This is a genomic window from Priestia sp. FSL H7-0729 (assembly GCF_038005685.1).
In the GTDB taxonomy this organism is placed as follows: Bacteria; Bacillota; Bacilli; order Paenibacillales; family Paenibacillaceae; genus Paenibacillus.
This window is the reverse complement of sequence record NZ_JBBOTQ010000017.1, coordinates 19,505-38,039: the sequence shown is the minus strand read 5'-3', so window position 1 is coordinate 38,039 and position 18,535 is coordinate 19,505. Positions and strand designations below refer to the sequence as shown.

Annotated in this window: 19 protein-coding genes; 1 reads left to right on the top strand and 18 read right to left on the bottom strand. The window is 46.7% G+C overall.

Annotation, left to right across the window (positions count from 1 at the left end):
* Positions 1-59: 59 nt before the first annotated feature.
* The 13 genes from trpE to mtrB all read right to left on the bottom strand — a co-directional run bounded on the left by trpE (position 60) and on the right by mtrB (position 11,968).
* Positions 60-1,628 (bottom strand): anthranilate synthase component I, encoded by a 1,569-nt coding sequence (trpE, locus tag MHH93_RS25110; protein WP_500056234.1) that lies wholly within the window; start codon positions 1,626-1,628, stop codon positions 60-62.
* A 691-nt stretch (positions 1,629-2,319) separates the two neighbouring features.
* Positions 2,320-2,697, bottom strand: a complete 378-nt coding sequence (gene aroH, locus MHH93_RS25105) for a chorismate mutase (RefSeq protein WP_047843558.1) — start codon at positions 2,695-2,697, stop codon at positions 2,320-2,322.
* 5 nt (positions 2,698-2,702) lie between these two features.
* Positions 2,703-3,797, bottom strand: a complete 1,095-nt coding sequence (gene aroB / locus MHH93_RS25100) for a 3-dehydroquinate synthase (protein ID WP_500056233.1) — start codon at positions 3,795-3,797, stop codon at positions 2,703-2,705.
* Between the two features lies 1 nt (position 3,798).
* Positions 3,799-4,968 carry a chorismate synthase gene (aroC, locus tag MHH93_RS25095; RefSeq protein ID WP_500056232.1) on the bottom strand — a complete coding sequence of 390 codons (1,170 nt, stop codon included), beginning with the start codon at positions 4,966-4,968 and terminating at the stop codon, positions 3,799-3,801.
* A gap of 178 nt (positions 4,969-5,146) precedes the next feature.
* On the bottom strand, positions 5,147-5,941 hold the full coding sequence (locus MHH93_RS25090) for a CheR family methyltransferase (protein ID WP_339307322.1): 795 nt from the start codon (positions 5,939-5,941) through the stop codon (positions 5,147-5,149).
* A gap of 25 nt (positions 5,942-5,966) precedes the next feature.
* Positions 5,967-6,410 carry a nucleoside-diphosphate kinase gene (gene ndk, locus MHH93_RS25085; RefSeq protein ID WP_500056231.1) on the bottom strand — a complete coding sequence of 148 codons (444 nt, stop codon included), beginning with the start codon at positions 6,408-6,410 and terminating at the stop codon, positions 5,967-5,969.
* Between the two features lie 154 nt (positions 6,411-6,564).
* Positions 6,565-7,539 carry a polyprenyl synthetase family protein gene (locus MHH93_RS25080; protein WP_017687703.1) on the bottom strand — a complete coding sequence of 325 codons (975 nt, stop codon included), beginning with the start codon at positions 7,537-7,539 and terminating at the stop codon, positions 6,565-6,567.
* A gap of 345 nt (positions 7,540-7,884) precedes the next feature.
* Entirely contained in the window at positions 7,885-8,505 is a 621-nt protein-coding gene (locus MHH93_RS25075) for a UbiX family flavin prenyltransferase (RefSeq protein WP_017687702.1), read from the bottom strand.
* Complete coding sequence (locus MHH93_RS25070; RefSeq protein WP_500056230.1) at positions 8,506-9,372, bottom strand: UbiA-like polyprenyltransferase; 867 nt, start codon at positions 9,370-9,372, stop codon at positions 8,506-8,508.
* Complete coding sequence (locus MHH93_RS25065) at positions 9,365-10,093, bottom strand: demethylmenaquinone methyltransferase (protein ID WP_421886674.1); 729 nt, start codon at positions 10,091-10,093, stop codon at positions 9,365-9,367. The genes MHH93_RS25070 and MHH93_RS25065 overlap by 8 nt, the downstream gene beginning before the upstream one ends.
* Positions 10,094-10,108: 15 nt before the next feature.
* Entirely contained in the window at positions 10,109-10,972 is an 864-nt protein-coding gene (locus MHH93_RS25060) for a heptaprenyl diphosphate synthase component 1 (protein WP_500056229.1), read from the bottom strand.
* Between the two features lie 101 nt (positions 10,973-11,073).
* Positions 11,074-11,625: a hypothetical protein gene (locus MHH93_RS25055; protein ID WP_500056228.1), complete on the bottom strand. Its 552-nt coding sequence runs from the start codon at positions 11,623-11,625 to the stop codon at positions 11,074-11,076.
* Positions 11,626-11,746: 121 nt separating this feature from the next.
* Positions 11,747-11,968 carry a trp RNA-binding attenuation protein MtrB gene (mtrB, locus tag MHH93_RS25050; RefSeq protein ID WP_017687697.1) on the bottom strand — a complete coding sequence of 74 codons (222 nt, stop codon included), beginning with the start codon at positions 11,966-11,968 and terminating at the stop codon, positions 11,747-11,749.
* 147 nt (positions 11,969-12,115) lie between these two features.
* Here mtrB and MHH93_RS25045 point away from each other — a divergent pair, with 147 nt between their 5' ends.
* Positions 12,116-12,277 carry a hypothetical protein gene (locus MHH93_RS25045; RefSeq protein WP_500056227.1) on the top strand — a complete coding sequence of 54 codons (162 nt, stop codon included), beginning with the start codon at positions 12,116-12,118 and terminating at the stop codon, positions 12,275-12,277.
* 66 nt (positions 12,278-12,343) lie between these two features.
* Here the strand turns inward: MHH93_RS25045 and hbs are convergent, their stop codons facing one another.
* The 5 genes from hbs to spoIVA form a co-directional block, all read right to left on the bottom strand.
* On the bottom strand, positions 12,344-12,616 hold the full coding sequence (gene hbs / locus MHH93_RS25040) for a non-specific DNA-binding protein Hbs (protein WP_024630670.1): 273 nt from the start codon (positions 12,614-12,616) through the stop codon (positions 12,344-12,346).
* A gap of 217 nt (positions 12,617-12,833) precedes the next feature.
* Complete coding sequence (locus tag MHH93_RS25035) at positions 12,834-13,820, bottom strand: ABC transporter permease (RefSeq protein WP_062835197.1); 987 nt, start codon at positions 13,818-13,820, stop codon at positions 12,834-12,836.
* Entirely contained in the window at positions 13,817-15,334 is a 1,518-nt protein-coding gene (locus MHH93_RS25030) for a sugar ABC transporter ATP-binding protein (protein WP_500056226.1), read from the bottom strand. The genes MHH93_RS25035 and MHH93_RS25030 overlap by 4 nt, the downstream gene beginning before the upstream one ends.
* Before the next feature lie 114 nt (positions 15,335-15,448).
* Positions 15,449-16,546, bottom strand: a complete 1,098-nt coding sequence (locus MHH93_RS25025; protein WP_500056225.1) for a sugar ABC transporter substrate-binding protein — start codon at positions 16,544-16,546, stop codon at positions 15,449-15,451.
* 217 nt (positions 16,547-16,763) lie between these two features.
* Positions 16,764-18,242, bottom strand: coding sequence for a stage IV sporulation protein A (gene spoIVA / locus MHH93_RS25020; protein ID WP_091018048.1), 1,479 nt, complete (start codon positions 18,240-18,242; stop codon positions 16,764-16,766).
* Positions 18,243-18,535: the final 293 nt, after the last annotated feature.

Sequence of the window (18,535 nt, the reverse complement as noted above, 5' to 3'; positions counted from 1 at the left end):
CGGGGTTACAGGGTTCTCATTCATTATCGGGTTTATGTTCATCTCCGGTCTCTCCTCTCTCAGTTCTTAGCGGCCGCTGGTGTGACAAAGTAATCTGCATTGGCCAGTCTCAACGTTCTGTCTTTTTCTTTGGCAGGAAACATGGCTTCTGCTGTTCGAATCGCTTTGAGCAATGCTTTGGCTTTATTAACCGTTTCCTCATATTCATTCTCCGGCACAGAATCCCATACGATTCCTGCTCCCGCCTGTACATATGCTTTTCCTTTTTTGAAAATAATCGTACGGATCGTAATACAGGAGTCCATGTTACCCGAGAATCCAAGGTATCCGATTGCTCCCGCATAAGCACCCCGTGCCTCTTTCTCCAGTTCTGCAATAATCTCCATTGCCCGCAGTTTCGGTGCACCGGATACGGTACCCGCTGGCAAGCATGAGAGAAACGCATCGAAGAAATCTTTGTCTTCCCTAAGCTCGCCCGTAACGTTGGATACCATATGCATTACGTGAGAATACCGTTCAATCTCCATGAACATGTCACACTTCACACTGCCGAAGCTGGATACCCGGCCCAGATCGTTTCGGCCCAAATCAACCAGCATCAGATGCTCCGCACGTTCTTTCTCATCCTGGAGCAGATCAGCAGCGAGTGCACGATCTTCCGCTTCGGTTGCCCCCCTTGGACGTGTGCCTGCAATTGGTCGTGTCTCCACACGATTTCCGTCCACCTTAACCAGTGCTTCAGGCGAAGTACCCACGATTATCTCATCATCCATTTTGAGGTAGTACATATAAGGCGATGGATTCAGGGTCCGAAGCACACGATACACGTGAAGCGGAGAAACTTCCGTATCAATATGGAAACGCTGGGATAATACCACTTGAAAAATATCACCTGCGCGAATGTAATCTTTGGCTTGCTCCACATTACCGATAAATTGCTCCTTCGTGAGGTTGGAGCGAATATCCCCCAGTTCAACGTCTCCCGGAATGGAACGCGGATTCAGGTTCTCCCCTGGTCCTTGCTGTTGCAAACGTTCTGCGGCCTGCTCCAGCTTCTCCGAAGTCACTGCATACGCTTGACGGATCTCGTCATCCGTTGCACCGTCTTTGACGTGTACATTGCCGACAAGCAACATCTGCTGCTTCACATGGTCAAACACGATAATCTGGTCACAGAACATAAAGCGAATGTCATCCATATTCAGGTCATCCAGCGCGTGAGCTGGAAGCTTCTCATAATAGGACAGCAGATCGTATCCGAAGAACCCAATTGCCCCACCTGTGAATGGTGGCAGTTCATCATCTTTCGGACTGCGGTACTTACGCAACAATGCTTTGAGTTCTTCAATCGGTTTGCCTGGCAATTCACGGGTCTTCCCTGCTTCTTCTACAACGATCCGGCCTTTCTTCGCCGAAATCATTAGGAACGGATCTGTACCGATGAACGAGTATCTCGCCCATTGAATACCACCCTCTACACTTTCCAGCAGGAATGCCCGGTCGTTGTCAGCATAACGGCGGAATATTCGAATCGGGGTCTCCATGTCTGCCAGAATCCGTTTGACCACGGGAATCAGATTATACTCATTCGACATTTTCAGTACTTGATTAACGTTTGGCGTTATCATCAGATCACGTCCTTTCAGATTTAGGTAAGTTCAACTAAAGATTGTTTACACTGAGCACTTCGATGACAGAACAACCTTCGGATCACTGTTATCCCCAGATTTTTTTGATTCCCTTTCAAAAGGGAAAATCCGGTGATAAATGTGAACGCTCCGCTTCTTCAGGTTATTTCTGTCCTCTCCGTTTTTGTGTAAAAAGTTTAATTGAACCTATAGGGGTAGTAGAAATGTTATATGTACAAAAAAACCTCTACCATCAGGTAGAGGTTTGGTTATAAGCTGTATTTAACAGGGTGATGTTTCATAAATAACAAGTCCCTATACTTCGCTCTCGGATTATTCACAGGTCGCTGAATGGATGCATCTAATCTCATCCAATTTGGGAAATAAATCAGTTATAACACTTCAACTACTCCATCCGATATTAGTAAATACGGGAAAGTGCATTGATCGTGTTTGTACCAAAATATATCAAAACAAAAAATGTCCTATGACAAATTTGTTTGCCCTGTTCCTGTTACACCTTCCGTAGCACGACGTACCGTGAATCAGTTGACCGGTTTCTGTTGCCCCGGTTACCACCCACTGGACTCTGCTATATACTCAACTAGCTCAGCTGCTCTCAGCTCAATCTCTACTCTACTCAACTGGTTCTCACTATACATCATTATGTTCCGTTTGACAACCCACTTACTTAAGAGCCAGAAGGTGCTGCCAAATCCGGACGTAATGCCTGTGCACCGTTCAGATACACATGGTTGATTTCATTCTGAGCTTTGTTCGTATTCACATGCACCATGAAACGAATGCACTGTGCCAAGGCACCTTTAACAGGAACTTCCAGCGCACACATCAGTGGTACAAGCTCCCAGCCATCCAGCTGGCGGATAGCTTTTGCCGGAAAAGCAGCATCCAGATCTCCAGTTAACGTAATCCACACACTGCAGATATCTTCTGGTTGGATCTCATTGCGATCCACGATCTCCTGCAGCAATACAGCCGTTTCCTTCAAAATCTGTTCTTCGTTGTTCTGCGTGACTGTTGTAGCCCCGCGAATTCCCCGTGTGACCATTGCTGTTATTCTCCCTTCCTGAGCATTTCAATGACGTCCCGAACTGCCGACACAGGTACGTCCTTCACAATTCTTGCAGCCCCAATCCGATCAGGAATGATGAACACCATATGACCTTCACGGAATTTTTTGTCATGCATCATCGCTTCCATTAATGCATCCGTGTCCAGATGAGCAGGCATCGTTGTTGGAAGGCGAAGTGAATGCAACATGCGGACCGTATCTTCATAGAGTCCTGCTGGAGCACCAAGCTTCTCACCAAGCAATGCCGATCCAGCCATACCAATCGATATCGCTTCTCCGTGCAGGAATTCTCCATATCCGGCAATCGCTTCAATGGCATGACCAATCGTATGTCCCAAGTTCAACAATGCACGTTCTCCATTTTCACGTTCGTCTCTGGATACAATCTCTGCCTTAATACCACACCCGCGCTCCAAGCCGTATCCCAGTGCTTCCGGATTAAGCGCAAGCAACTCTTCCGCATGCTCCTCACACCAATGTGCAAAAGCCTCATCACGGATCAGCCCGTGCTTCAGCATCTCTGACAACCCTGCCGATACATCTCGTGGCGGCAAGGATTGAAGGGTATCCACATCATAGAGTACAAGCTCGGGCTGGTGGAATGCACCGATCATATTTTTGGCCAGCGGATGATTGACAGCTACCTTGCCGCCCACACTGCTGTCATGAGCCAAAATTGTTGTAGGTACTTGAACAAACTTGATTCCACGCATATATGTAGCGGCAACAAAGCCAGCCAGATCACCTACGACACCACCACCTAGGGCAAGAATCGCAGAACTCCGATCCAGTTTGCCTTCGATCGCGGCGGTCATCATATCCTGATACACCGAAAGGGATTTCGATGTTTCACCAGAGGGTACAACCGCTGATACGACTGTATAACCAGCCGTACGCAGCGTTTGCTCCAAACCTGACAAGTATTTGGGAGCCACATTTTCATCGGTAATAATGAGTAACGGACTTTTTTTGGTCAAGCCATATTGCTCAAAATATTGAGGGGCTTGAGCCAGCAGGCCGCTACCAATCAGAATCGGATATGAGCGTTCCTCCAACTGTACCGTCAGCTGACGCATATTAGTAATTCTCCAGCTGAGCGTTATAGCTTGCAACATTAGCACGGATCTCTTCTATGGAATCCCCGCCGAATTTCTCCAGGAATGCCTTGGCAATTTCCCACGCTACAACATGCTCCATCACCACACTTGCTGCTGGTACAGCACAAGCGTCCGAGCGCTCAACCTGAGCCGTAAATGCCTCTTTCGTATCAATGTCCACACTTTGCAGTGGCTTATACAACGTTGGGATTGGCTTCATCACACCGCGTACAACCACCGGCATACCGTTCGTCATACCGCCTTCAAATCCGCCCAGACGGTTGGTTGCCCGGTGGTAGCCGCGCTCATCCGTATGCATGATTTCATCATGTACCTGTGACCCCCGAATGACTCCGGCTTCGAATCCGATACCAATCTCTACACCTTTGAATGCATTAATGGACATTACGCCTTGTGCGATTCGTGCATCCAGCTTGCGATCGTATTGAACATAACTGCCAAGACCAATTGGCACCCCTTCAACAATACATTCCACGATTCCTCCGATGGAATCGCCTTCTTGTTTAATCTGGTCGATGTAGGCTTCCATCTTCTTCTCTGTCTCAGCATCCGTGACACGTACAGAGGAAGCTTCTGTCACTGCGATCAATTCATCAATCGGAAGGTCCTGATACGGAGCTTCGATCTCTCCAATACGAAGTACACGTCCAGCTACCTTGATTCCAAATTCAGCCAGGAATTGACGTGCAATGGCACCACATGCCACACGTACCGTTGTCTCACGTGCACTGGAGCGCTCCAGAACGTTACGCAAGTCTTTGAGATTATACTTGAGTCCACCGTTCAGATCAGCGTGCCCCGGACGAGGACGATGAACGCGACGTTTCTCTTCGTCACTGCCTTCAATCGGCTCAATATTCATAATATTCTGCCAATGTTTCCAGTCATTATTTTGAACAACTAGCGCTACCGGAGCACCTGTTGTATATCCGTGACGGATACCACCAACGAAATTCGCCTGATCTTTCTCGATCTGCATCCGGCGTCCACGGCCATATCCCTTTTGGCGGCGGTGAAGCTGGAAGTTCAGTTCTTCAAAATCAATCGTCAAATTACTTGGCAATCCTTCAATAATAGCGGTTAATTGGGGTCCGTGCGTCTCCCCTGCGGTTAAATAGCGTAAACTCATAATACGTTCCCCCTTTAAACTGTTAAACTTCACATTGCTAAAATCCCATAATTTCTTTGCTTATTATAGTATAGCTGACCGGCTTTGACAAGAAAGTCGGCTCTTTCTTGTACTTGGTATACAAATAACCGCCTGAACACATGTACATGTGCTTCAGACGGCTGAACAACCATTATCATTATTTTTTCCGATAGAAAAATGTCTCTGCTGTCTCCAGACCATATTGTCCCGGCGAGAAGATCTGTTCCGTACTGCCCACAAACAAAATACCACCTGGACGCAAACTTGCTGCAAATTTGTGATACAACAGGTTTTTGGCTTCCTCGGTAAAATAGATCATGACATTCCGGCACACAATCAGATCGTATCCATCGTCAAAACGGTCCACGAGCAAATTTTGTTTCATGAACTTGATCGAATTTTTGAGTTGTTCATCAATACGGTATACCAAGCCATCTTGCTTGAAGTAACGGTTCGCCGTTTCCTTTGGCACATCCTTAAGTGAGCGTTCCATATAACGCCCTTCTTTGGCTTTGGCCAAAGCACCTTCATCCAGATCACTTGCCGTAATCGAGCTTTCCTTCAAAATTCCCATCGTGTCCAGGATCATGGCGAGTGTATAAGGTTCTTCACCTGTTGAACAGGCTGCACTCCAGACCTTCACACGACGCTTGGAGCCCAGCAACTCAGGCAGGATCTCGTCCCGCAGCACTTCCCAACGATTGGGATTACGCCAGAATTCCGACACGTTAATGGTCATACGATCAAGGAACTCGTAGAACAATGATTTATCTTTCTGCATAGCATCAAAAAAGTTAGAAAATGTATGAAACCCGTTTTTGTTGCGAAGTGTGGTCAGCCTTCTTTTCATCTGGCCTTCCTTGTATTGAGCAAGATCAATGCCTGTGCTCTCTTTGATTTTACGAATGAATCCGGTGTAATCCGGGTCTAGTAGTTGTTCTTGCTCCAGCATCGTGTATCACCCTTTTGGCTAATAATTACAACCAGGCTGCGATGCTCTTGTCGTAAACCACCAGTTCATCTGAAGAAAAGAAATTGGCTGCTTCACGGGAAGCACTTTCCGGTGAATCTGCCCCATGAATCAGATTATGTGGTGTGTGGCTGGCAAAGTCTCCACGAATGGTACCCGGAGCCGCTTCCTTCACATTGGTTTTTCCGATGACAATGCGCGCAAGCGCCACAATGTCGTCCCCTTCCCACACCATGGCAAATACAGGCCCAGATGTGATAAAACGAACCAGATCATCGAAAAACGGTTTGCCCTCATGTTCAGCATAATGGCGTTTTGCCTGATCCTCAGACATCTGCACCAATTTGCCTGCCACCAACTTAAATCCTTTGTCTTCCAGACGGCTAATAATACGACCGATCAATCCACGCTGCACACCATCCGGCTTCACCATCAAAAATGTACGATCCATCAGCTCACTCCTCACTCACGGTTCAAAGTTAATCACTATGTAAACGCAATCCCTCTGATTGTAACATACATGTCCAAATCCTCCCAATGAGGAATCTCACAAGTCTGTTCATCTTTTGGTATGAGCGATCTGAGAGTCGAAGATCATACAATGTTTAATGCGTACGTTTAACCACAAAATGAGCGATATCACGCAGGTTTTTGGTCGTCTTGATGTTAGGTAGCTGATCGAGAGCATCGAGCGCTTTCTTCATATATCGGTCAGCAAGGGCTTCTGCTTTAGCAATTCCTTGACTTTGGCGAATCATTCCAATTGCATCCGATGCACTTGCCCGTCCTTCTTCATGCTGGACACGGGAAATCTCCTTAAGCAAAGGTTCCCGCAGATCAGATTCTTCTAGGGCATAAAGTACAGGAAGAGTGATATTCCCTTGCTTCATGTCACTGCCAGGTGGCTTGCCAAGTTGTTTCTCGGTACCTACCAGATCAAGTACATCATCTTGAATCTGGAAAGCCATCCCCACATTGTATCCGTACGTATACAGTAGGGAAGATACATGCTCAGGCGCACGTGTAGCCAATGCCCCTAACTGACAGCTGACCGCAATGAGAAGTGCCGTTTTACGGCGAATACGCAGCAGATAGTTACGAACACTTTGTCCTGTATTGAAAAAGTCGCGAATTTGCTCCATTTCACCAATAGACATCTGTACCATGGCTTTAGCAAGAATACGATGAATAGCTGGATCGGATAATCCGGCAGTCATTTCAAGTGCCTTACCGTAGATATAGTCCCCAGTGTACATGGCAATCCGATTATCCCATTTTGACTTCACCGTGGGTTTGCCTCGGCGTGTCTCCGCATTATCAATCACATCATCGTGAACGAGGGACGCGGAATGAATCAGTTCCAGCGGAACCGCAACCAGTTTCAGACGTTCAATGTCATATGTACCAAATTTCCCGCCAAGTAACACAAAAACGGGCCGCAACCGTTTTCCTCCTGCTTTGAGCAAATGTAGTGACGTTTCGCTCAGCAGCTTCTGTTCTCCTCGAACACTGCGATACAACTCTTTCTCAATGTAATCCATGTCCTTTTTTAACAACCCGAAAATGTCCAATAGTTTCATTCGTTCACCCGTATCAGCGTATTGTCAGTCCATAAATCCATGCTTACCTTCCCCTCCAGCAAGTCGGGCCTGCAGGCATTACGAAAAACCCGGCTTACCGTTCTTGCTTGTGTTTGTCTATAAGGTAATCTAACGTAATCTTCTTCTCCAAATGTCATGGTCGACACCCGGGAATTAAACTCTGCGGCTTATTCTGAAACAAAATACAGAAGTTGCCGGAGCATGGGTCAAGACTGTGGTTCATGAAGACTCACCATCAGCACTCACCAATACCCCGGGATTCGGGGGACAAATAAACCGAGCAACACTTTGGCAAAAAAAACAGCCTTGTATCGAACTCAGTCTTTATCCCCGTTCATCCGGTTCTCCCCATCTTGTAAACAGTTGATGCGGGATGCGTAAGCTATCCAGCACTTTCCCCACGAGAAACAGAATCAACTCATCCATCGTCTGAGGTTTGTAATAAAAAGCAGGCATAGCCGGTATCATTCGTACACCAAGACGAGAAAGCTTCAGCATGTTCTCCAGATGGATTGCATGAAGCGGCGTCTCACGTGGTACGAGGATCAATGTTCTTCCCTCTTTCATCATCACATCAGCTGCACGGGACATCAGATTATCCGACGATCCCTGCGCGATGGACGAAAGAGTTCCCATAGAACACGGCATGATAATCATGCCGTCGGCCAGATAAGAACCACTTGCAATGGAGGCCCCTATATCACTCACAGGATGATAGATCAGAGAACCGGCGCGGTTGCCGAATTTTTCTTCCAGCACCGCGTCCCGATTCGTCACATCCCAGTCCAATTCTTCTTTCAATACACGCCACCCTGCATTGGATATGACCAGATGAACGTTATATTCCAAATCAAGCAGTGTTTCAATTAATCGAATGCCGTATATGCTGCCACTCGCTCCGGTAATTCCGACAACTAGTCGTTTATTGTCCGGCTGCTGCACCATTTATTTCACCGCCAGATCAATCAGAGTGAACGTAAATACAATTAAGCTAAGCAAACTGTTCATGGTAAAAAATGCAGTTTGAACACGGCTCATATCATTAGGCGATACAATATAATGTTGATAGAAAAGAATACCATACGTTACCAACATACCTGCACCATACCACCAGCTCAGATCTGTTATCAATAATAAAACAAGAAAACCAACTGCAGTAATCACATGGAAGAACTTAGCGATCTGCAATGATTTGACCAAACCAAAACGGGAAGGTATCGAATGAAGGCCTTCTCCTTGATCGAATTCCAGATCCTGACACGCATAGATAATATCAAAGCCCGCTGTCCAGAACACAATCGTAACGTACAGCACAATCGCTGTCCAATCCATCGTACCCGTTACAGCTACCCAGCCACCAAGTGGCGCCAAACCAATCGTCATCCCAAGAACAATATGGCATAACCAGGTGAATCGTTTGGTATACGAGTACAGTACCAGCATAAACACAGCAATAGGCAACAGCTGCATGGATAATACATTAAGATTGGATGAGGCCCAGAATAACAATATAAATGAGATAATGACAAATATAACAACTTCCCCATTTTTCAACAGTCCTGCAGGGATCGCTCTCATCGCAGTACGCGGATTTCTGCCATCAATTGCTTGGTCAATAATCCGGTTCAAACCGAATGCTGCACTACGTGCGCCTACCATCGCAAGCAATACCCACATGATCTGCATCCAGCTTGGGAAGGTATCATTCACTACCATGGAGCCGAGAATGGCCCCCATAAATGCAAAGGGTAAAGCAAAAAGCGTGTGTTCAATCTTGATCATTTCTAAAAAGATGCGAATTTTCCTAAACATGCTGATTCTCCTTGGTTCCAATATGCAGTGCCGCGATACCTCCGGTCAGAGGGTAGGCCTGCACTTGCTGTAATCCAGTTTCTTCAAAAATGTCTGCCAGTTCCTTTCTTCCCGGGAAAATGGCAAGTGAGTCCGGCAGCCATTTGTACTGCTCAAAACTTTTAGCAAACACTTTGGCAAGATTCGGTAAAACCTTCTCAAAATAAAAATAATAAATGCCTTTGAACGGCTGCCATGTTGGCTTGGACAACTCCAGACATACAACCATACCGCCCGGTTTGACCACACGTTTCATCTCAGACAACACTTGTCTGAGATCAGGTACATTGCGAAGCCCAAATCCAATGGTCACATAGTCAAATGAATTGTCTTCAAAAGGAAGTGACATGGCATTCCCCTGTGTCAGGGTAATCTGCTTCTGACGTTGCACCGCATTAATCTTCGTCTGGCCGACCTCCAGCATGTTGCTGCTGAAATCAAGTCCGTGCATGTGCCCCGTTTCACTTGCCTCTGCCATAGCGAGCGTCCAGTCACATGTGCCGCAGCACAAATCAAGACCGGTGTCGCCTTTGGACATATTCATCTTTTTCATGGTGAATTTGCGCCAAGCCTTATGCCTGCGGAAACTTAGAATATCATTCATGACATCATATTTCCCGGCTATACTCTGAAAAACCGAATGGACATATTCTTCTTTCGGTTTGGTCTCTCCGCTCCCCATTCGTCTGTCTCCCCCTCAATCTTCCCTGACTGCCGCATGTGAAGGCTGCAAATATGCCAAGTAAGGCTCAAGAATTGCATGGATCTCATGCAAACCCATCCGTCCTTCCTCGTCTTGCAACAACAGTTGAATGCGGTGTGTACACTCGCGAAGCTTGTCCAGCAAAACCTCGCCAACCCTATGCTTCAGCACCATAGCGTTCCATGCACGTGCATCCGTTTCAGACTGACGCAACACATTGCGCTCATCGTCATTACCATGCTCGTAAATGTGCCAGTATGCATAGCTGTGAAAATATTGTTTTTCGTCATTCATTCGCTTCAGTTCTTCCACGATCGTTTCGCACGAGCTGAATTCGGTCAACAGGCTGTTCCATAATGACTCTTCGTTATTTTGAATCATGCCTGTAAATGAAAGAAACAGCTGCATCCTCAGCTGTACCGTTTCACGCAAGTATTCGTCAGCCGTAACGAGAAGCTTCTTCATCCGTTCATACAGCGTCATCTTGCGTGCGTTCACTTCGGATACAGCACCACTGAGTTTGCCAATCATTTCAATTCTGCCCGCTTGGGCAAGCAATTGATAAAAACGGCTACTTAAATAATCTCCGGCGAGTACATTCAACTGGCGTGAACGCATCTCCTGCTCTCTTCGCTCACCGGAAAGGGTATCGATTCGATCATGCGTATCCATGGCCAACTGAACGAGCGAAGTTGCAAGAGCATATAACTCTTGATGCACCTTTTCGTCTGTGCGACCCACAAATACCTGCAACAGACGTGCCCGGCTATCCGGAAATGATGGGATTTCCGTATGTTGTCGAATCATGTCGTAATCCGTATATTTCTTTGCTAGTTGGGGTACGCGATATGAATTCATTCTCAGCCTCCGAGCCTTAACATTGTTAAACCATTTCTGCACTACAATCTTATATATTATAGCATATGTTGATCGGGCACGCACTGAATCCTGCTATTCTATTACCCCTGACTTGTCATTTCGAACTGCTTCTTCCAGAGTTCGGTCTCCATCAAATGAAACCAGTCCTTCAATTCATTTGAAAAGGTCGCACTTTTCCAGTTCCGTAATGTGTCAATCGCATACAGGGGCCACTCTCCACGCCGAATGTCAGCAGCAAGCAACAGATGTCGTTTATGCATCCATTCATCTTCTGCCATCACACGCAGCAGCACCTGATCCACGTTATCCAGACTACGAAAGCCCAGATCTGCCACAGCTGCCATGTTCTCATAGATTTCAGTGTAACTTGTACCCGTTCCTTTAACTTTGAGGTCCAGCCTCAAAATGGACTGTTTCCATTCCACTCTTGCAATAGGTGTAGATAGTTTCATGGAACTTAGCACATCAACCAGATTATCATTCGTTAATTGAACTGGATGATGTGATGCAGAGGCAGGCTGTACGTTTTCCCCACCCCATGTACGCATATGTAAGTTTTGGATCGCAACTAGCAGAAAGACCGCCGCAACCGTTGCCAGCATTGAAGCAGTAACAATCATCCGCGGTTTCATATACGCCTCCCTGCCTTTACCTGTTAGTGTAGTCTGTCCGGTAAAGGCTCATACCTCATTGTACAATGAAAAAAAGCAGGCTATGCCTGCAATCTTCACTTGAATGTACACAATCTGTCCATTACTCCGATTCAATCTGTCCATGCTTGGTAATCAGCGTGGCTTTTCCCCGGATTTTAATAGCTGAAGTATGAGTGGTAAATTGGGCAAACATCACTTCACCCTTGTCCAATTTCTCGGTGTGGTGAAAACGTGTATCCTGACCTCGGGTTAATCCGATCACCTGGACACCATTTTCCTCTGCCTTAATTACAATATAATCATTGCCGGTTGGATGATCCATCACGCATGTCCCCTTCTCTCGTTCGATAGCGTTAATGATGATTAAGATTGTTTCATTTGTCAACCTGCGCCTTATACGAATATACCGCAAGAATCCGTTACCCTCGGGTCATACTACAGTTGTATAGCCACAGAAAGGAGAATCTGCATGAAGTACACCCCTGCCGCACTTACAGACGAGCATCTTCAACAGTTAAAAGAAATCGAACAGCATCTGTCTGCAGCTGCTGGCGAAGAACTGATACTCGTTGCTTATACTGGGCAAAAGGATGCCCCTCCGTACTCGGATAGCCGCAAGGATCATCATTAAAGGGCAAAAGAAAAGGCCGTGAACAAGTCACGGTCTTTTTGTCGACATATGGAATATGTAGAAATCTTATTTAATTCCGTCTTTGAGCGCTTTACCTGGTTTGAATGCAGGAATTTTGCTCGCAGGAATTTCGATTTCTTCACCTGTTTGCGGGTTGCGTCCTTTACGTGCAGAGCGCTCGCGAACTTCGAAGTTCCCAAAACCAACCAATTGTACTTTATCTCCGCTTTGAAGAGCCTCAGAGATTGCTTCGAATACGGCATCAACCGCTTTCGTTACATCTTTCTTGGACAATTCAGTCGCTTCGGATACGTGTGTAATCAAGTCTGATTTGTTCATTTGTTTTTCACCTCCTGTATCAATGTCCTGAATGTTATACTGTGTTTCCGTTTTAAAGCGAAATATACGTTCATACGCAAAAAATCTACGTACATCTTGAGCGATGAACACAAATCTCCGCCTGCGGTCAACAGTCATTTTCGGCAGAATGTCGTCTGAAACCACGGGCATTTCAGACGCCGAACAAATTTCATACTAATACAGACAGCCCACAATTTCAAGTCCGGTTGCGGTTTAAGACGTAAAATGTAACCGCCAGGGCAAGCACGAGAACCCCACCTTTTACAATATCATGCGTGAAATACTGTACGTTCATCATCGTTAAGCCGTTCACAAGAACACCAATCAGAACCGACCCGATGAAGGTTCCAATGACATTCGGTTTACCCGCGCCGAACACAGAGAAACCGACAAATACCGCAGCTACGGATTCCATTAACAACGGTGATCCCGCATCAATCTGCCCTGATCCCACTTTGGAAGCATAGATAATACCACCGATTGCTGCAAACACTCCAGCAGCTACATAAGCGAGTGTACGCACCTTTTTCACCTTGATTCCAGACAAACGTGCAGCTTCCTCATTACCGCCTGTAATGTACATCTGGCGCCCATATTTCGTATATGTCAAAAAGATATGCACACCTATTACCGCAATAAGCAGCAGGATAACCGATATCGGCATACCGAGCCATTTACCCTGCCCTATAAGCAGAAATGTCGGGTCCATCTCTCCCGCAGCTTTGCTCCCATCAGGGAACTGCATATGATTGTAAATGGTATATCCCTGTGCATACGTCTTGTGAATACCTCCGATGATGTACATCGTGGCAAGGGTCGCCAGCAAATCGGGAATACGTAATTTTACAATGAGCAAAGCGTTAAGCAAACCAATAACAGCCCCGATAATCAGTGGCACGATAATGACGATCGCTAACGGTTGTTGATACCATATCATTAACGAAGCTGTAACAACGGTGGTCAAAGAGACCGTCGCCCCTACCGAAAGATCAAATCCATCAACAATGAGAGATAACGTAACACCGATCGCTACAAACGTAACGATTGAAATCGAGCCCAAAATATCGGTCAAGTTACTGTACGTAAAGAAATAAGGCAATTTAATGCCGAAAAATGCGATAACACCAATAATGACTATAATCGCCCCGTAACGGAACGCAAAATCCAGTGATTTATCCTTCATGATTGCACCTCTTGTCCACCGCTTGCATAGTATAGCAGCTGTTCTTGATTAGTCTCGCCTCGTTTGAACTCTTTCACGATAACACCCTCGCACATGACAGCGATTCGGTCGCCAATTCCCATGCCTTCATCCAGTTCACAGGTGAAATAGATAACGCCCTTGCCCGCCAAAGCCAGTTCATTGATGATGCGGAAAATGTCACTTTTCGCCCCAATATCTACGCCTTTGGTTGGCTCATCAAATATAAATACATCCGCATCCGCATTAAGCCACTTACCAATGGCTACCTTCTGCTGATTACCACCGCTTAGGTATTTCACTTCCTGCTTCACTGACGATGTTTTAATTCCGAGCTGTTTCACCAATGACTCCGCATTCAGACGTTCCCGTTTGCGGCTTACGAAACCTAATGTACTGATACGGCTTAGCAAAGGCAGACTTAGATTCCGTTCGACGTTCTCCTGAATCAGGATTCCTTGTTTACGTCGCTCCTCCGGTACAGAAACAATCCCCAGAGCCGCCGCATCCGCAGGCTGAGACAGACGGAGATTACGGTTGTTAAGCCGAATCTCGCCTCCCTCCAACCGATCTGCACCAATAAGCAAACGAGAGCTTTCCGTTTTACCCGCGCCTACCAGACCTACCACAGCGAGGACTTCACCTCGGCGTACAGAAAGGTCAACACCCTTGACCTTCACTCCACGCCGAAGCCCACGCGCTTCCAACAGCAGCTCCCCCACGGGTGCTTCCGTCTTCGGGAACTCTTCTTCAAATGGTTTGCCTAACATCTGAGTAACCAGATCGTTGATTGTCAGTCCCTTTGTTTCACCGGTAAATACATGTTGCCCATCTCTCATAACCGTAACGCGATCACAGTGACCCGTCACTTCAGCAAGACGATGGGTAATGAAAATGCAGGCTACGCCCCGTTCCTTCAACAGATGAACAATGCGGAAAAATGCATCCGTTTCTTCCTGACTCAGCGGTGCAGTAGGTTCGTCAAAAATGATGACCTTGGCATCCTGAATCAAAATCCGTGCCAGCAGTAGCATCTGTTTTTCTGCAAGCGTCAGATCAGCCACTTTTTGGTGAACGGATATGTCCGCCCCTAATTGTGTCAACGCCTCAACCGCACGCTGTTGCAGCTTTCGCGGACTTTTCCACCAACCCCCGGCAGGTGAAGCCAGCTGATCCAACATAATGTTCTCTGCGGCCGTCAGCTGTGGTACCAGTGCCGCATCCACTTCCTGATAGACACAGTGAATCCCGCTTGCCTTCGCGTCTCCCGGAGAACTTAAATGAAGCGCTTGTCCACTCAGCTGAATCGTACCCTGATCTAATGGGTAAGCACCGGACAAAATCTTCATTAACGTGCTCTTTCCGGCACCATTGGCACCCAGCAGCGCATGAATCTCCCCGCCTTTTACAGAGAAATCTACATCCTTCAGTGCAGGAATACCTGAAAACTGCTTGTGGATGTGTTCCATTTGAAGCAGAATCGGTGCAGTGCTCATGATGTTAACCTCCAATCGTTCCCTCTCGGGAGCATCCCTTTTTCCATCCAGACTATACATATCTTCATTATGTTTGAAAAAAGCGCGCCTTGCGGCGCGCTTCCCATACGCTGCTTATTTAGCAGTAATTCCGTATTCACTCATCCAGTCCTTGATTCCTTGTGTGCTGCCACCCCATCCTTCAACGAACTCTGACAACTCCGAAGTGGAGATTTGTTTATCCGGCAAAGCTTCACGTTGAACATAGACCGGGTTAAGCACAACTGAATCTTCTGTCTCGTCCCCGTTCAGTTTCTGATAAGCATAACGTACTTGGACGCGACCAATATCCGTTGGATCAACAGCAGCGGAAGCAACCCAAGGGTTTTTCGGGTCCTGAATCATTTGCAGATCCTCGTCACTCATATCAATACCATACACTTTGATCTCGTCACGTCCGGCTTGTTGAATGGCACGTGCTGCACCTTTAGCGAACTCATCCCATGCAGTCCATACAGCTGTAATCTCACCTTTGGGATACTGCTTGAGAATAGCTTCCATTTTGGCTTGTGTATCCAGTGCCGGATTCTGTGCAGAACCGAATGTAGCTATTTCCTTGATGTCCGGATTTGTTTTCATGAATTCACCGTATGCAATCTGACGGCGTTCCATCGGTGCAAAACCAGCTACCCATACTTTGACAATATTGCCTTGTCCATTGATATCTTTTTTCATTTGCTCCAGCGTCAGCTCAGCCATCTTCTGGTCATCCTGTGACAGGACTGTAGCTCCCGGAACGCTAATAGCTGCGTCGAATACAACTACTGGGATGTTCTGTTCTACTGCCTTCTTCACGCCTGGCTCTAATAGGGAATCGCCGTGATCCGTGAGAATGGCATCGAATTTCTGGTTAATTGCGCTATCAAGCAAGGATACCATCTTCGCTTTGTCATTATCGGCAACAAACGTTGTCAGTTCTCCACCGAATTTTTCGATTTCTTCTTTGACACCTTGTACATATTGCTGCGAGAAGGTACCTGTATTAAATTCCATAATAAGTGCAATTCGTTTACCGCTTAGAGGGCCTGTAACTGCTTCCGTTTTTGGCGTATCATCTGATGCACCTGAAGCTGGAGTTGCTGCCGGTTCTTTTTTGATTCCGCAAGCGGACAGCGCCAATGTAAATACTAATAACACACTCAACCATACCCATTTTGTCTCTTTTCTTTTCATCTCTGTCTCCCCCTGTCCACTCTCTGTGATCTCGATCACAATAGTTGAATATTAATATAACGGCTAATCCCTAGTATGTAAATGGGTTTTAGCAATTTAAAGCTAAAAACCGCTAAGTTTTTTCGAAAGCACTATTCTTCCTATCCATTTCATCCAAAATAAAGAAATCAAATAAAAAAGACCGCGAGGGGATTTCCCCTTACGGTCTTTTGATGTCTTACAGAATGATAGCGATCAGGCCACCGGAACCTTCGTTAATAATTCTTCCCAGCGTCTCTTGCAATTTGTATCTTGCATTATCCGGCATCATGGCAATCTTGCCCTGAATTCCTTCTCGCACGATGGAGTGCAGTGAACGGCCAAACATGTCTGAATCCCATACCTTGATTGGATCGTTCTCGAAGTCCTGCATCAGGTATCTCACCAGTTCCTCACTTTGTTTCTCCGTACCGATGATTGGAGCGAACTCCGATTCCACATCAACCCGGATCATATGAATGGACGGTGCCGTAGCTTTCAGACGTACGCCAAATTTGGTGCCCTGACGAATGAGCTCAGGTTCATCCAGAGCCATCTCGGCAAGAGATGGAGCAGCAATGCCGTATCCGGTCGTTTTGACCATCTCCAGCGCTTCTGCGAAGCGGTCGTATTCTCTCTTCGCATGCGAGAATTCCTGCATCAATTGCAGCAGATGATCCTTGCCGCGAATCTCGATGCCAACCACTTCCACGAGAATCTGATCATACAGCTCATCCGGCGCGTACAGGTCAATTTCGGCTACACCCTGCCCCATATTCATGCCACTTAGGCCCGCACGATCAATGAATTCATACTCCATGAACTGAGCAACAACCCGATCCACATCACGAAGTCTGCGAATATCCTTAACGGTATCCCGTACGGAGTTTTCGTAGTTGCTACGCAGCCAGTGAGTCTCATTGAGTACCATAACCCAGCTCGGCAAGTTTACATTCACTTCATGCACAGGGAACTCATAGAGCACTTCACGAAGTACACCCGTCACATCATCTTCCGTCATGGTCGCTGCACTGAGTGTCATCACCGGAATGTCGTATTTGGCAGCAAGCTCACTACGCAATTGCAGGGCTTCTTCACTGCGAGGACGAGTGGAGTTGATGACCAAGACAAACGGTTTACCCACTTCTTTTAATTCAGCAATGACCCGTTCTTCAGATTCCACATAGGAACTGCGGGCAATTTCGGCAATGGTGCCGTCTGTTGTGACCACAACACCCAGTGTAGAATGCTCCTGAATGACTTTGCGAGTCCCAATCTCTGCGGCTTCCTGAAACGGAATTGGCTCTTCGAACCAAGGTGTGGAGATCATGCGTGGACCATTCTCATCCTCGTATCCCTTGGCTCCTTCCACCGCATAACCTACACAATCCACCAAACGTACATTGACATCCAGCCCTTCGGCCACCTTGATCTGGACTGCGTTATTCGGTACGAATTTCGGTTCCGTAGTCATGATGGTTTTACCTGCTGCACTTTGTGGAAGTTCATCCACTGCACGGGCACGATCAGCCTCGCTTGTGATGTTAGGCAATACGATCGTTTCCATGAATCGTTTAATAAATGTTGATTTACCCGTCCGGACTGCGCCGACAACCCCGAGATAAATATCCCCTCCGGTCCGCTCAGCTATGTCCTTAAAAATGTCCACTTTCTCCAATGAAATCCCCTCCCTAAATTACTCCGAAGGAAAAATGCTAAAGAGCATCCGCTTCGTTTTTTCAATCAGAAGACTGAAATCCCTGCAACGGTAGAGCCGCCTTTGTGAGTGCCCGGAAGTCGTCCGCCGCCGAACGTTGCATTCTGATGAAACCGGCGAGAGCGGCGTTAACTCGTACATGCAATTGGACTAGTATCATCTTATGTATCCGTATGCGGCAATATGACGCGTATTTTTGTTTTTTTATCTTATGGTGATGACATTAGGAGAATCCCCCGATCTCGGACTGCGCG

What these genes read in the sequence shown, in the direction of transcription:
- MHH93_RS25035 (WP_062835197.1), bottom strand. Translation starts at nt 13,820, where the DNA reads ATGAAGGATAAATCACTGGATTTTGCGTTCCGTTACGGGGCGATTATA.
- MHH93_RS25065 (WP_421886674.1), bottom strand. Translation starts at nt 10,093, where the DNA reads ATGGGGAGCGGAGAGACCAAACCGAAAGAAGAATATGTCCATTCGGTT.
- MHH93_RS25080 (WP_017687703.1), bottom strand. Translation starts at nt 7,539, where the DNA reads ATGAAACTATTGGACATTTTCGGGTTGTTAAAAAAGGACATGGATTAC.
- MHH93_RS25075 (WP_017687702.1), bottom strand. Translation starts at nt 8,505, where the DNA reads ATGGTGCAGCAGCCGGACAATAAACGACTAGTTGTCGGAATTACCGGA.
- MHH93_RS25025 (WP_500056225.1), bottom strand. Translation starts at nt 16,546, where the DNA reads ATGAAAAGAAAAGAGACAAAATGGGTATGGTTGAGTGTGTTATTAGTA.
- trpE (WP_500056234.1), bottom strand. Translation starts at nt 1,628, where the DNA reads ATGATAACGCCAAACGTTAATCAAGTACTGAAAATGTCGAATGAGTAT.
- hbs (WP_024630670.1), bottom strand. Translation starts at nt 12,616, where the DNA reads ATGAACAAATCAGACTTGATTACACACGTATCCGAAGCGACTGAATTG.
- aroB (WP_500056233.1), bottom strand. Translation starts at nt 3,797, where the DNA reads ATGCGTCAGCTGACGGTACAGTTGGAGGAACGCTCATATCCGATTCTG.
- aroH (WP_047843558.1), bottom strand. Translation starts at nt 2,697, where the DNA reads ATGGTCACACGGGGAATTCGCGGGGCTACAACAGTCACGCAGAACAAC.
- MHH93_RS25055 (WP_500056228.1), bottom strand. Translation starts at nt 11,625, where the DNA reads ATGAAACCGCGGATGATTGTTACTGCTTCAATGCTGGCAACGGTTGCG.
- aroC (WP_500056232.1), bottom strand. Translation starts at nt 4,968, where the DNA reads ATGAGTTTACGCTATTTAACCGCAGGGGAGACGCACGGACCCCAATTA.
- ndk (WP_500056231.1), bottom strand. Translation starts at nt 6,410, where the DNA reads ATGGATCGTACATTTTTGATGGTGAAGCCGGATGGTGTGCAGCGTGGA.
- MHH93_RS25045 (WP_500056227.1), top strand. Translation starts at nt 12,116, where the DNA reads ATGAAGTACACCCCTGCCGCACTTACAGACGAGCATCTTCAACAGTTA.
- MHH93_RS25090 (WP_339307322.1), bottom strand. Translation starts at nt 5,941, where the DNA reads ATGCTGGAGCAAGAACAACTACTAGACCCGGATTACACCGGATTCATT.
- MHH93_RS25060 (WP_500056229.1), bottom strand. Translation starts at nt 10,972, where the DNA reads ATGAATTCATATCGCGTACCCCAACTAGCAAAGAAATATACGGATTAC.
- MHH93_RS25070 (WP_500056230.1), bottom strand. Translation starts at nt 9,372, where the DNA reads ATGTTTAGGAAAATTCGCATCTTTTTAGAAATGATCAAGATTGAACAC.
- mtrB (WP_017687697.1), bottom strand. Translation starts at nt 11,968, where the DNA reads ATGGATCATCCAACCGGCAATGATTATATTGTAATTAAGGCAGAGGAA.
- MHH93_RS25030 (WP_500056226.1), bottom strand. Translation starts at nt 15,334, where the DNA reads ATGAGCACTGCACCGATTCTGCTTCAAATGGAACACATCCACAAGCAG.